A 13955-nucleotide genomic window follows, 5' to 3' on the forward strand; every position below is an offset into this window, starting at 1 on the left:
ACGTGGCTGAATTTCTTTCTTTTGGTGAAATCATGCTTCGGCTCAAAACACCGGGTCATGACCGCTTTTTCCAGTCCCCGACGTTCGAAGCCACATTTGGCGGCGGCGAAGCCAATGTCGCGGTGGCGCTCAGCAACTATGGTCTGAATTCCGGATTTGTCTCGGCCTTGCCGGACAATGATGTCGGTGCGTCGGCCATTGGCGAGTTGCGCCGGTTCGGCGTGGATACGTCCCAGGTCCGGCGATCGGGCGATCGGGTCGGCATTTATTTTCTCGAAACCGGAGCCAATCAGCGCCCGTCCAAGGTCGTTTATGACCGTGCCCATAGCGCGATCAGCGAATGCAAGCCGGGTGATTTCGACTGGGCCACGATTTTTGACGGCGCTAAATGGCTCCATATTACCGGTATCACGCCCGCGCTAACCCAGGATTCTGCCGATCTCAGCATCGAATGTGTGCAAGCCGCCAAAAAGGCCGGTGTCACCGTGTCCTGTGATTTCAATTATCGCGGCAAGCTCTGGAACTACGGCAAAAGCGCACCCGAAGTGATGTCCGAACTGGTCAAATATGTCGATGTCGGCATCGCCAATGAAGAGGATTGCCAGAAATCGCTCGGCATCAGCGTTGATGTCGATGTCGAAGCCGGGGCCCTCGACACTAAGAAATATGAAGCCTTGTCGGAAAAAGTGTTGGAACTTTATCCGGACATGACCACCATTGCGATAACATTGCGTGAAAGCATGAGCGCGGATCGCAATGGCTGGTCGGCTTGTCTGCGCGAACGCGGTGGCGATTTCAGATTGTCCCGGCGCTACGAAATAACCGATATTATCGACCGCGTCGGCGGCGGCGACAGCTTTGCATCGGCGCTGATCTATGGCCTCAATGCCTATGAAGATCGCCAGCAGTCGCTGGAATTCGCGGTTGCTGGCAGCTGCCTGAAGCATTCGATCCTCGGCGATTTCAACCGGGTGTCCGTGCCGGAGGTTGAAAAATTAATGTCCGGTGACGGCTCCGGTCGCGTTCAGAGATAGGCGCGGCGTGAACGAGACCAAACTCACTGTGTCGGTCGGCCGTAAAAGGCAGCCACCCGGGGTTTCCGCTAGCCGTTTCGCCAATGACAACCCGTCACGAGAACAGCAGTTGTTCGAGAAATGCGTACAGCGCGAACTGGGCGGACTGAGCAAGACCAGTGGCAGCCCGATAAGCGGTGATTCCGACTAGGCTGGTTTGCGGTCTGGCCGCAATTCGCACCACGAAAGTTCACCAGCAAGCCCGTTTGCCGCATCTCGTCCGGTGGGCGCGTGGCAGCGATGGGCGCTGACTATCATCCCAACAGCACGGTTCATTTTTCTTGTCTTGGCGGATTCAGATGTTTTAGGCTATTCGCCTGTACGTCCTGACCGACAGCGTTTTTCATGGCCGCTGTTTTGAGGATTGAACCATCATTTCGGGGCCGTTTATGGCAAAATATCTTGTGCCTTTTTTTGGTTTGGCGGCCTTGCTGCTGGTCGGATTCAGCGGCTATCGCGCGTTCGTCAATGAGGGGATTGAATTTCCTGTTCCAGAGACGATCGCCGCCGTGCCGGAAGATCGCCTGCCGACGGAACCCGCCGACTGGCAAGGCAAGATTGACTATCTCGGCCTGGAGCGGCGGATCGCAGCCTTGGCGGCGCGTCCCGAAACGGCCGGCTTGGCGGTCGCCATTGTCGAGGATGGCAAGATCAGCTTTGTCCGGACCTATGGCGTAACCGACAAACGCAGCGGAGAGCCGGTCACGCCGGAAACCGTGTTCCGCTGGGCTTCGGTATCCAAAGGTGTGGCGGGATCGCTGGCGGCGAAATTGTCAGAGGATGGCCAGCTTGATTTGAACCGGACCTTGGATCGCTGGCAAACATCGCTCAGGCTGCCCGGTGATGCGATGGCGCGCCTCACCCTGGCGCAGCTGGTTTCGCACCAGACCGGTCTGACCAAAAATGCCTTTGACCGCAAGCTGGAAGATGGCGAGGATCCGGGCCTGCTCCGCAGCCAGCTGGGCACCGCCCCGTTGCAATGTCTGCCCGGCAGTTGCCACAGCTATCAGAATATTGCTTTTGACGCCGCGAGCGAGATCCTCGGGCAGGCGGCGGGCAATTTGTACAGCGACGCGGTCCAGGAGCAACTGTTCGAACCGCTGGGTATGGAGAGTGCGCGATTTGGCATGGACGGCCTGACTGGCGCGGCCAGCTGGGCGCGGCCGCATCGCGGCGACCGGGTGCGGATATTGTCGGAATCCTATTGGCGTCTGCCAGCGGCGGCCGGTGTCAGCAGCAATATTGTCGACATGGCGCGCTGGCTTCAGGCGCAGCTGGGGGGCAATGAAGATATTCTGTCAGAAAAGGTCAACGCGCTGGCGCATGGGCCGCTGGTCAAGACCGGCCGTGTCTATGGTGGCGATCTTGCCCGCGCGCTGGTTGCGCCGTCTTATGGATTGGGCTGGCGCAATTTTACTTACCAGAATCGACGACTGGTTGGCCATAGCGGAGCCGTGGACGGGTATCGAGCGACGATCATATTTGATCCACAAGCCCGCACCGGTGTGGTCGCCATGTGGAACAGCGGCTGGGGGATGCCATTTCGCATCCCTTTCGCGGCGCTGGATAGCTATTATGACATTGACGCGCAGGATCCGGAGGCGAAGGACTGGCTCGATCTGTCCGAATTGCCTTTTCCCGAACCCTTGCCTCCCTCAGACCGCGATCAACCGGAATCGGTCGGCGCGCGGTAGCGGAGGCAAGGGGGAACGGCAGTAGACCCGGGGGTTGTGGGCTCCCGAACCGAAACGCTTAGCGTTGCGGCTTATATCCTGCATTGGCCATTTCGTTGCGGCCAACCACCATGTGATGCACTTCATCCGGGCCATCGGCGAGACGCAAGGTCCGCTGATTGGCATACATGCGGGACAGCGGCGTCCATTGCGAGACACCGGCAGCGCCGTGAATCTGAATCGCTTCATCGATAATCCGGCAGACGATTTCCGGCACATAGGCCTTGACCATGGATACCCAGACGCGGGCCTGTTTATTGCCCATGACATCCATCGCCTTGGCGGCTTTCAGGACCATCAGGCGCATCGCTTCAATATCAATGCGGGCGCGGGAAATGACCTCGAGATTTTTGCCCAGCAACGCCAGCGGTTGCCCAAAGGCTTCCCGGCTGCCGCCACGGTGGATCATCAGATCCAGCGCCCGTTCTGCGACCCCAATGGAGCGCATGCAGTGATGGATGCGTCCGGGTCCGAGACGCAGTTGTGAAATCTCGAAACCACGGCCTTCACCGAGCAGGATATTCTCTTCCGGCACGCGGACATTGTTGAACTTGATATGCATATGACCATGGGGCGCATCGTCATCGCCAAACACATGCATCGGTCCGACAATTTCCACGCCCGGCGTGTCGATCGGCACCAGTATCTGGGATTGCTGCGAGTGTGATGGCCCGTCCGGGTTGGTCCGGACCATGGTGATCATCACCTTGCAACGCGGATCCCCGGCACCGGAAATATAGAATTTCTCGCCATTGATAACCCATTCGCCTTTTTCCAGAACGGCTTCGGTCCGGATATTGCGGGCATCCGAAGAAGGATGGCCTGGCTCGGTCATCGCGAAAGCCGACCGGATCTTGCCCTCGAGCAGCGGCACCAGCCATTCTTGCTTTTGGGCGGTCGTGCCAACGCGCTCGAGCACTTCCATATTGCCAGTATCCGGCGCGCTGCAGTTCATGCACTCGGACGCCAGCGGGTTCTGACCCAGCACGCCAGCAATAAACGCATAATCGAGATTCTTCAGACCCTCGCCGGATTCCGCGTCGGGCAGAAAGAAGTTCCATAATCCCTGTTCGCGCGCCTTGTCCTTGACACCTTCCAGCAGTTCCAGTTGACCGGGGGCATAGCTCCACCGTTCTTCGCGGCCTTCGCCCATGGCAAAAAACTGCTCGGTAATCGGGTCCACTTCCTCGGCAACAAAGCGTTTGACCTGATCATAGAGGGCACGCCCGCTGTCGGACATTCTGAGGTCATTGAGTTCGGAATCATTGGGATCATTGGTCATGGATAGTCCTTTTTCTGTGCCGGTCGAACGATCTTTGGGGCCGAAAAGCCGAGAAAGCGCGAGTCGGTATTTAGTTCACGACTTAAGTATATTACCTGCCGGAAAATGGCAACGATCTCGTCTGAAGCCCATTAAATAAGGAAATTGACGATTGAGATGGCAAGCCGAGCGAGTAATATAATTCACAGATGAACTTATAAATCATTTCATTCCGGTCCGATTTGCGGTACGCCCGCCGCATGCACGCCAAAAAGCTCAGATTCTATTCGCGCTTGCAGATCGCGGCGCACACGCTGAAAAAGGGCTCGGATCGGCAATTGCTCGAACTGGCCGGGGTCACCACAGCGCAAATGTCCGCGCTGACGATCATTGCCTCGGAAGAAACCACCACCCAAACCCGGCTGGCAAAGGAGCTGGGCTTGAACGATTCCGCGATAACCGCGATGGTGCGCCGGCTTGTTGATCTGAAGATGATCGAACGGGTACGGGATGATCAGGATGGCCGCGCCTGGCTGTTACGGCTGACCAAATATGGCGATGAAGCGGTCGAAAAAACGGCATCGGTCATGGATCTGACCAGCGCGAAAGTGGACGCGTTGCTGGGAGCAAAGACGATTGCGACCGTCGTCGCTGCGCTGGAATTGATAATCAACGAAGCGGATTGACCGCCCCGACCATTTTACAAATCCTGACCCTCTACGCTATCCATCAGGTCCAGAAAATCTCGCGCCGAATTGCGTTCGGATTCGTCCTTGAACGCAATGTCGATATCGGGCGCGTCGCCGAGCATGTACATCACCGCCCATAAGGCGAAGCGACGACCGGGATCGGTTTCTAGCCCGAAATCGACGCGCATGCGCTCCAGACCGGCGCTCATGCCATGGGCGGGAACCGATGCAAGGTCGGTTGTTCCAAAATAGCGTTGCAGTTGATAATCGAAATCCATGCCCCCGGGGTTAGCCGGTGCGTTACATCCGCGCAACCGGATCCAAAAATCGCGTGCGCTGCGGCTGCGATCTGTTGCAAGTGCACGGCCATCCCGGTAGGGCCGCAATGTGAGCGTAGGGATAGAAATTGGTAACGACGATACGGGGCAATCCGTGCATGTCGACGTCGAAGAATTGCTCGCGACGCGCTTGCTCGTGCAGGGCAATTCCGGATCTGGAAAATCCCATCTTCTCCGCCGTTTGCTGGAAGAAAGCGCCCATCTGGTGCAGCAGGTCGTAATTGATCCGGAAGGGGATTTTGCGACACTGGCGGACGCCTATAGCCATATCGTGATCGATGCCGGCGACTATAACGAACATGAAATCGCGACGATGGGCACCCGCATTCGCGAACATCGCGCGTCGATCATCCTGAATCTCGAATCGCTGGAGCTGGAAGCGCAAATGACCTGTGCCGCCGCGTTTTTGAATGCGATGTTCGATGCGCCGCGCGATCATTGGTATCCGGCGCTGGTCGTGGTTGATGAGGCGCAAATGTTTGCACCGGCCGTAGCGGGAGATGTGCCCGATGCGGTTCGCCGTGCGAGTCTTGGTGCGATGACCAATTTAATGTGTCGCGGACGAAAGCGGGGCCTGGCCGGCGCCATTGCCACCCAGCGGCTCGCCAAGCTGGCCAAAAATGTCGCCGCGGAAGCGAGCAATTTTCTGATGGGCCGGACGTTTCTCGATATCGATATGGCGCGGGCGGCCGATCTGCTAGGCATGGAGCGGCGGCAGGCAGAGCGCATCCGGGATCTGGAGCGCGGCTGTTTCCTCGGGCTTGGACCGGCGATTTCCCGGCGACCTATCGCGATGAAAATCGGTCCGACCCGCACCAGCACGAGGATGGGAACGCACAGCCTGTTGCCAATGCCGGAGGCGGAGCCAGAAAATCTGCGCACGATGCTGTTCGCGGAGATGGACGCGGAGCCCGTTGTCGCAGCCAGCAAACCCGAGCCAGCACCAATTGCGGCCGAAGATCTGATCCGCCAGCTGACGACCGCGACCGCATCAGAGTCACTATCTCCGGAATTCTCCGAGGATGACAATTCGGCTGGCGAAGATGGCCCGGATCAGGAAGCGGTCATCATCTCTGTTCTCGAGGCTATGCTCGCGGATCCGAACAGCGCCTTTCAGTCCGATGCGCTGCTCTACCAGGATTTTTCCGTGCGGTGCCGGATGGAGAAGCTCATAACTGTTCCGCTTGAACTGGCCGCGTTTCGCCGGCGGTTCGCTTTCGCCAAAGGCGGTATTCTCGATCCCAGCGATGCGCGATGGAAAGACTTGCTGGAAGCGGCCGGGCAATTGCCGGAAGATATGTCTGCGCCCTTTCTGCAGATTGCGCGCGCGGCAATGGAGGGCAATCCCTGTCCTGATGATGAAGCGCTGGGACGCGCCTATGGCACACAATCTCCGGGCCGGATCCGCCGATTGGTCGAGTATATGGAAAAGCAGGGTGCGGTGGTCGTGCGAGCAGATTTTGGCGGCCGCCGATCGATCGGCATTCCGCAACTGGGCTTGAGCACGGAGGCTGAATAGCGCCATCGAATTTTACTATGTTGTATAGCTAAATATGGCTATGCCGAACGCCATGGGGTTTGTCGGGGGGCAATCATGTGCGGGCGGAAATATGCGAGCGAAGAGCTGACATGGGCGGACTATCGCGACATGCTCAATATCATCCAGCCGACATCCAATTTGCAGCCCAATTACAATATCGCACCGACTCAGATCATGCCGGTTTGCGTCTGGGAAAGCGGTCGGGCGGTGCTCAAGCCCATGCAGTGGGGTCTTGTGCCGACCTGGGCCAAGGATGCCACCCGGTCTTACAACATGATCAATGCCCGATCGGAGACGGTGGAGGAAAAGCCATCGTTCCGGAATCTGCTGAAATCCTGTCGCTGTGCGATCTTGGTGTCGGGTTTTTACGAGTGGCAACGCGACGGCAAGGCCAAGCAGGCCTATAAGGTCGAACGCAGCGATGGGCGGCCGATGATATTGGCCGGCCTGTGGGCCGACAATCCCGTTTTCGAAACCACGACCTATACCGTCATGACAACCGCAGCGACGCCGGCCTTTGCATCGATTCATCATCGGTTGCCGACCATATTGGAACCGGAGCAGGTGCCAACCTGGTTGCATGGCGGCTGGTCGGGGGCCAAGCCACTAGCGATGCCCTATCAAGGCGATATTTCGGTCACCGCCGTGTCCAACGCGGTTGGCAATGTGCGCAACAATCATCCCGGTCTGCTGGATCCCCTGGATAACCAGCTTGATTTCTAGCAGATCAAACTGAGGGGCTTGGCGTTGGAAATATGATGGCTGGGTATCTTGCTGTCGACAATGGCAAGGCAATCGGACATGGGGAGGGCCATTTTTGATGGAGATCTCGCAGCGTGGCTGACAAAATGCAGAAATTCGCTCTTGCCCTGCACGGCGGAGCAGGGGCCAAGGCCGGAGAAGATTATGCCGTGGTTGAGCGGTATCTGACCGAATTGACCGCCCGCGGAGAAGCCCTGTTGCGCGGCGGAGCGCCGAGTGTTGATGTCGTCGAAACGATGGTGGCCGACATGGAAGCCTCCGGGCTGTATGTCGCTGGCAAAGGGTCGGCGCCCAATCTTGCAGGTCATGTCGAGCTGGACGCCAGCATCATGTCCGGCCCGACCCGGAACGCGGGGGCGGTCGCTGCCATTCAGGATGTCGTCTATCCGATCAAAGTCGCCCGCGCCGTAATGGATCATTCGCCGAGCGTGATGTTGACTGCTGACGGAGCCAACGCCTTTGCGGTCGAGCAGGGATGTGATCAGGTTACCGATCCTGCCAGATATTATGTCCTGCCGGTCGGCGTCAGCGCTGACGATATTGCGGTGAGCGAAATGCAACATGGCACCGTCGGGGCCGTCGCGCTGGATCAGCAGGGCGCGCTCGCAGCGGCCACTTCAACAGGCGGCGTGTTCGGCAAACCTGCAGGCCGGGTGGGTGACACGCCGATCATTGGCATCGGGACCTGGGCCGATGACGAAATCGCCTTGTCCTGTACCGGAACTGGTGAATATTTTCTGCGCGCAGGTGGTGCGCTGACTGCCGCCAACCGGTATCGGCTGGCCGGTGATACGCTGGAAGAGGCTTTGTGGCATATGCTGGAAGAAGTCCGCCGCCTGGGCGGTGACGGCGGTGTTATCGCGGTGTCAAAGGCGGGAGAAATTGCCATGCAGTATAATTCCGACGGCATGAAACGCGCGTCCGTGTCCGAGCGCAGCCCGGTCACCGCGACAACCTTCGCACCCTGTCGCTAGATCAGGCTTGCGCGGCGCGGATCAGCTCGAACACCTGATCACGGTCTGACAAGGCCAGGATCAAACCAATATCGCCTTCCTGCAGGCTGCCGAGAATATGGGACACACCAGCGCCGGGGCTGGAAACCTGGGTAATCGCTGCGGGGTCGATATTTTCGGCAATACATTGCTGGGCAATCAGGGCCGGAACCTCGCCCAGTTCGCGACCGCGCAAATAGTCGGCCAACTCGGCGATGACCACCTGGTCGGGGTGAAAGCCGACCGCACCGCTGGTCAGATCGGCAATCTCCTGATCGGACCGGTCACCGGCATGACTCAAAAGCAGATGCTTGCGGTGTGCGGGCAGGCGGGTCAGCAAGTCCGCCATCGCGCCAATCGCATGCGGATTATGGGCGAAATCGACAAACAGGCGGGCCCCGTTGACGACAAATTCATTGCAGCGGCCGGGATTGTCGTCGGGCGAAGCGGTAAAGCCCTTCAGTCCGTCCAGAATGGCGCTACTGGCAACGCCCATCGCTTGCGTGAGGCCAATAACGCCCATCGCATTCTGCACATTGAAGCGCGCGCCGCCATTCATCGTGATCGGAATGTCCGCGACCGGGATGGTCAGGCTGACCGTGGATCCGTCGAAATAGCAGATGTCGTCCTGATCCAGCCAGCAAGCCGGTTCGGCTTGTGTCCGGGCCTGCTGAACATGCCCGTTGTCGGGATCCAATGAGAACCAGCATTTTTTCTTTGCGAAGGTCAGGCCATTGGCGACAACCAGCGGGTCATCGGCGTTCAGGATAAGCGTGCCGTCATCGGCTACCGCCCGTGCAACCGCAAATTTGGCCTGGGCCAGCGCTTCAACCGTGTTGACGCCATATTGCCCGAGATGATCTGCTGCAATATTGGTAACCAGTGCCGCTCGCGCCTGAAACAATGGCAGACCGCGCCGCAATATCCCGCCGCGGGCCACTTCCAGAAAGGCAATTTCCAGCCGCTTGTCGCGCAGCAGCATGCGCGCGCCACCGGGGCCGGAATAATCGCCATAGTCGAGAACCTCGTCGCCCAGTTTGACATAGTCGGTTGAGGTGGAACCGCTGGTCATGCCAGCCGCTTCGCCGACGGCGGTGGCGAGGCGAACACTGGTCGACTTGCCATTGGTACCGGTAATCAGCGCGACCGGCAGGTTGTGCAGCTTGCTCCAGTCAATCGCGTCGGGATCGGCTATCGCGGTCACATCCCAGCATTCCGAACCGGTGCCGTGGCCCAGGGAAACGAAATCATCGTCGGACAATATATCGATGCCCTTGGCGTCGGCCGCTTGTTCCAAGGCAATCAAGGCGGGATTCCGCTCGAGTGCAATGACCTCCTGGAGGTCGGCAATCAGGCCCTCGAAATCGTCCGGCTGCTGGCCCAGCAAGCCATGGGCGGCGAGATGCCAGCCGGTTTCGATCACGAATACGGCGGAATAGAGCAGGTCCGTCGGCGCCGAGATGACCACCGTGACCCCATTTTCAAAAATCCGGTGCGCGGTCTTGCTGTCATCCCAGTGCAGGGCGGACAAGACCCGCTGAATCGCCGTTTCCCACGCCGCCACGACCGCGGCCTTGTCATGGCCTTCAACCAGAATATCAAGCAGCGCACCGCGGCGGTCCCAGATCATGCCGGGCCCGGTGATCCGGCGACTGTCATCCAGCACCAATTGATCCGATTCCGGCATTCGGATGGTCAGAAAATTCTCGATGGTTTCAATATCTACCGGCACGACAGGCGCTTTCAATCGCCATCCTCATCGACTTCCTTGGCGAGCCGCACGCCGCGTTCGTCGATGATCAGGGATTGGTCTTCGTCGACAAGGTCCTCGTAATTCATTGCAATGGCGGATATTTCCGATGAATCTGCCGTGGTCTTGAGATCATCGCCGCCAAAATTCACGATCTGCTTCCACGACCGAGTGACATTGTCGCCAATGACGATGACCAGGTCTTTCTCCGCGCCCATTTCCAGAGCCGCGTTGATCGCTTTCTGTTCGTCAGGAATGATGGTGATCGCATCTTCGCTGACCCCATGTTTCAGCAGACCCTTCTTCATCATCTGCGGAATTTCGTCATCACCGCGCCCGCGCCGATTGTCGTCCGCTTTCAGGATATAGTGATCATAATGGCCCGCCAGTATCGCGGTGGCATCCGCGACATCTTCATCGCGCCGGTCGCCGGGACAGGAGACCGCAATGATCTTGCGCGCATGGCTGTCGAGCTTGTCGACCAGATTGGTCAAACCTTCGAAAGCGGCTGCGTTATGGGCGTAATCCAGAATGACGCGGAATGGCAGTTCGTCATAGACATTCATCCGGCCGGGGGCCTGGGAGAAGGTGGTGTTGAACGTCTTCAGCCCAAGCCGGATCTGATCAATATCCTGACCGAAGCTATAGGCAATGGCGGCCGCAAACATCGCATTCTGGACATTATGCGTTGCCTTGCCTTCGATCGTCGCCGGAATAAGATGCGTCCAGATCAGCGAGATATGGGTGCAATTGTCATAGATGGTGATCATGTCGCCGTTCATGGCTTTTTCGAGCACCGCGGCTTTGCCGCCCGCGTCAATATGTTGTTTCACCAACGCATGGTCATGGTTCATCGTCACATAGAAGATGTTCTTGGCTTCCGAATGGTCCGCCATCATCAGGCAATTTTTGTCATCGGCGTTGAGCACGATCGTGTCGGTGGCTGCCTCGATCACGATCCGCTTGATCGCCGCAAGCTCTTCCAGCGTATCGACACCGCCCAGTCCGAGATGATCGGACGCCACGTTCAAACAGGCTGACACATTGGTGCTGTCATAGCCCAGTCCGCTGCGCACGAGACCGCCGCGGGCGGTTTCCATAACCGCAAAGTCGACCATCGGATCACGCAAGACCATCTGCGCGGATCGCGGTCCCGTGGTATCGCCTTTGACCGTCTGTTTGCCGTCGACATAGATGCCATCGGTGGTGGTCAGGCCGACCGTATTGCCGCAAGTCTTCAGGATATGGGCGAGCATGCGCGATGTCGTGGTCTTGCCGTTGGTGCCGGTAATTGCTGCGATCGGAATCCGGCTGGGCGTGCCGGCCGGGAACAGCATTTCCATGACCTTGCCGGCCACGTCCCGGGGTTCGCCTTCGCTGGGGGCGACGTGCATCCGGAAGCCTGGCGCGGCGTTGACCTCTACAATCGCGCCGCCAATATCCTTGTAGGACTGGGAAATATCATCGGTGAGGAAATCGACGCCGCCGACGTCGAGCCCTACGGCTTGGACCGCGCGGACGGCCATTTCCCGGTTGTCGGGATGGACCACATCGGTGAGGTCAATCGCCGTGCCACCGGTTGAGAGATTGGCGGTGTCGCGGAGATAGAATATGGCCCCGGCGGGCAGCACGGTTTCCGCATCATGCCCGGCATTGGCCATCAGGCGCTCGGCCTGGTTATCAAGCTCCAGCTTGGTCAGGACTTTCTCATGGCCAACCCCGCGCCTGGGATCCTCGTTCACCTGATCGATCAATTGCGCAATCGTCTGCTTGCCATCGCCGACCACATGCCCGGGCACGCGTTTGGCCACCGCAACCAGTTCATTGCCGACGACCAGCATCCGATGGTCAAAACCGGTAATATAGCTTTCAACCAGCACGGCTTTGCTGGTCCCCTGATCACGGGCCACGCCGAATGCGGTGCGCACTTCGTCCTCGGACGAGAGATTGATCGATACGCCGCGCCCATGATTGGCGTTGAGCGGTTTCAGTACCACCGGAAAACCAATCGACCGCGCGCCGCGCACGGCTTCGCGCTCGCTATAGACCATATGCTGTTGCGGCACCGGCAGGCCGAGATCGTTGAGCAGGTTGTGCGTGTCTTCTTTGTCGCAGGATATTTCTACCGCGATATGGCGGGTTTCGCTGGTGATCGTGGCCTGGATCCGCTGCTGGTGCTTGCCGTGCCCGAATTGCACCAGGCTATATTTGTTCAGCCGCAGCCAGGGAATGTCGCGTTCATCCGCCGCGGCGACCAGTGACGCGGTGCTCGGACCAAAGGCATGGCGCTGTGCGCGCCGGATGAAACTGTGCAGCTCTTCATCCCAGTTCCAGTCCCCATCCACTTCGTAACCGGCCTGGGCCTGAACCTCTTGCGGCAGCAAATGCATCAGCAATTTGATCGCCAGCTCGCAGGCAGCGAGGCCGACATCCCGGTGAATATAGGCGTAGACCATGTTATACTGACCCAGTTCGCCGGTTGACCGGGTCCGGCCAAAGCTGACTTCATTGCCGGCTACACATTGCAGCTCCAGCGCCACATGCTCGGTGATATGGGCCATCCAGGTGCCGTCATCCTCGCGCAGCCGCCGGACGAAGCCGCCGGGTTTGCGATAGGAACAGCCATGTTCATCCAGCCCGGGCAGGGCGGCGAGCAGACCGTCGATAAACTTCGGACCCAGTTTTGCAGAGGGCCAGTCTTCCAGTACGCCAATATCAAGCACGTGGCGAATGACCCGGAATTTCGCATATTGATTGGGGCCAAGATACAGGTTGGTTTTGAGAATTCTCATCGATGGACCCCTTATGATTCTTTCAATCTAGAGGTTACAGAGATTATTGTCCTCTACAAGGGGCGGAAAGGCTTCGCGCAGATTCAGATCATAGCCACAGCCTTCGTGCAAAATATCGATCTTGAGACCGAGCATTCCGATCCCTTCGCTGCGGCTGGCAGAATGGGCGGACGAATAGGTCATGTCCTTGCCATCGGCGATGGTCACCGTGCCGCTGCCGACAATCTCGATCATGCCGTCGGGGCCGATAAAAGCAGCCGTGTCCTCATCGATTCCCATGCCCAGGAGAAACGGATTGAGCGCGATCGCCGATAACAGCCGTCCGAGCCGGTTGCGTTCGGAAAAATGCTGATCGATAACCGCCGCGTTGGTCAGGCCGAGGCCAGGCGCCAGCACCGCGCCCCCCTCGCTGGGGCTCTGATCGGCGTCGCCGCCGGCCATCATATGTTCGGACATGATCGATGCCCCCGCCGAAGTGCCGGCAATTGGTACACCGCGGGCATTGATTTTCCGGATCACTTGCGCGACGTCGGTACCGCCCAATATCGTGCTGAGCCGGAGCTGATTGCCGCCGGTGATGAAAATGCCGGTGGCGCTCTCGCAGCGCTCGGCAAACTCGGGATTGTTGCAATCCTCGCGCCCGGAAATGGATATCGAGCTTACTTCGCCAGCCCCCAGCTCGGTGAATATGGCTTCATAGCGCGCGCCGGTATCCTCCAGCCGCGACGCTGTAGGCAACACGACAATATTGGCCTGCTTGCCGCCGGCCAGGGCAACAAAACGCCTTAAAATCGTTGGATTGGCTTCCTTGTCTTCGCCGCCGCCAATGGGAATGATATATCCCCGTTGGTCCCCTTCACCGACTGCCGCAGGGCACATTCACATTTCCTAGCACATAGTATTGAGGCGCGTCCTGAATCGCGCGATTGGCCAATACCTCAGCCTCCGAAAAGGCGCGAAGTCAACAGAAAATCGCGTCAAACAGCGATTTGTCGATGGTGGCTGATTGACTTGTCGCACGATCG

The 13955-nt window shown here is 58.5% G+C and carries 12 protein-coding genes; 7 read left to right on the forward strand and 5 right to left on the reverse strand.

All coding sequences use genetic code 11. The annotated features are described in order from the left end of the window. The first annotated feature begins 2 nt into the window (after positions 1–2). The 3 genes from ACZ1GS_RS04300 to ACZ1GS_RS04310 all read left to right on the forward strand — a co-directional run bounded on the left by ACZ1GS_RS04300 (position 3) and on the right by ACZ1GS_RS04310 (position 2767). Positions 3–1034, forward strand: coding sequence for a PfkB family carbohydrate kinase (locus tag ACZ1GS_RS04300; RefSeq protein ID WP_472697254.1), 1032 nt, complete (start codon positions 3–5; stop codon positions 1032–1034). A 7-nt stretch (positions 1035–1041) separates the two neighbouring features. Further along, a complete protein-coding gene (locus ACZ1GS_RS04305) occupies positions 1042–1224 on the forward strand; it encodes a hypothetical protein (protein ID WP_472697255.1) in 183 nt (60 codons plus the stop codon). Positions 1225–1462: 238 nt separating this feature from the next. Next, entirely contained in the window at positions 1463–2767 is a 1305-nt protein-coding gene (locus ACZ1GS_RS04310) for a serine hydrolase domain-containing protein (protein ID WP_472697256.1), read from the forward strand. Positions 2768–2825: 58 nt separating this feature from the next. Here ACZ1GS_RS04310 and ACZ1GS_RS04315 read toward each other — a convergent pair whose 3' ends face one another. Next, positions 2826–4088 (reverse strand): acyl-CoA dehydrogenase family protein, encoded by a 1263-nt coding sequence (locus ACZ1GS_RS04315; RefSeq protein ID WP_472697257.1) that lies wholly within the window; start codon positions 4086–4088, stop codon positions 2826–2828. Between the two features lie 239 nt (positions 4089–4327). On the opposite strand from ACZ1GS_RS04315, the gene ACZ1GS_RS04320 reads away from it, so the two are divergent. After that, positions 4328–4753 carry a MarR family winged helix-turn-helix transcriptional regulator gene (locus tag ACZ1GS_RS04320; protein ID WP_472697258.1) on the forward strand — a complete coding sequence of 142 codons (426 nt, stop codon included), beginning with the start codon at positions 4328–4330 and terminating at the stop codon, positions 4751–4753. A gap of 14 nt (positions 4754–4767) precedes the next feature. Here the strand turns inward: ACZ1GS_RS04320 and ACZ1GS_RS04325 are convergent, their stop codons facing one another. After that, a complete protein-coding gene (locus ACZ1GS_RS04325) occupies positions 4768–5034 on the reverse strand; it encodes a hypothetical protein (protein WP_472697259.1) in 267 nt (88 codons plus the stop codon). 109 nt (positions 5035–5143) lie between these two features. Here ACZ1GS_RS04325 and ACZ1GS_RS04330 point away from each other — a divergent pair, with 109 nt between their 5' ends. The 3 genes from ACZ1GS_RS04330 (at position 5144) to ACZ1GS_RS04340 (ending at position 8370) form a co-directional block, all read left to right on the forward strand. Beyond that, on the forward strand, positions 5144–6613 hold the full coding sequence (locus ACZ1GS_RS04330; RefSeq protein WP_472697260.1) for a helicase HerA domain-containing protein: 1470 nt from the start codon (positions 5144–5146) through the stop codon (positions 6611–6613). A 75-nt stretch (positions 6614–6688) separates the two neighbouring features. Further along, a complete protein-coding gene (locus ACZ1GS_RS04335) occupies positions 6689–7357 on the forward strand; it encodes an SOS response-associated peptidase (RefSeq protein WP_472697261.1) in 669 nt (222 codons plus the stop codon). Positions 7358–7470: 113 nt separating this feature from the next. Then, on the forward strand, positions 7471–8370 hold the full coding sequence (locus ACZ1GS_RS04340; RefSeq protein WP_472697262.1) for an isoaspartyl peptidase/L-asparaginase family protein: 900 nt from the start codon (positions 7471–7473) through the stop codon (positions 8368–8370). Between the two features lies 1 nt (position 8371). Here the strand turns inward: ACZ1GS_RS04340 and ACZ1GS_RS04345 are convergent, their stop codons facing one another. The 3 genes from ACZ1GS_RS04345 to ACZ1GS_RS04355 are packed head-to-tail and all read right to left on the reverse strand — an operon-like array spanning position 8372 to position 13809. Further along, complete coding sequence (locus ACZ1GS_RS04345; RefSeq protein ID WP_472697263.1) at positions 8372–10120, reverse strand: Mur ligase family protein; 1749 nt, start codon at positions 10118–10120, stop codon at positions 8372–8374. An 11-nt stretch (positions 10121–10131) separates the two neighbouring features. Next, entirely contained in the window at positions 10132–12930 is a 2799-nt protein-coding gene (gene cphA / locus ACZ1GS_RS04350; RefSeq protein ID WP_472697264.1) for a cyanophycin synthetase, read from the reverse strand. Between the two features lie 27 nt (positions 12931–12957). Then, a complete protein-coding gene (locus ACZ1GS_RS04355) occupies positions 12958–13809 on the reverse strand; it encodes a cyanophycinase (RefSeq protein ID WP_472697265.1) in 852 nt (283 codons plus the stop codon). Positions 13810–13955: the final 146 nt, after the last annotated feature.

Source organism: Parasphingorhabdus sp. W113 (assembly GCF_055693205.1).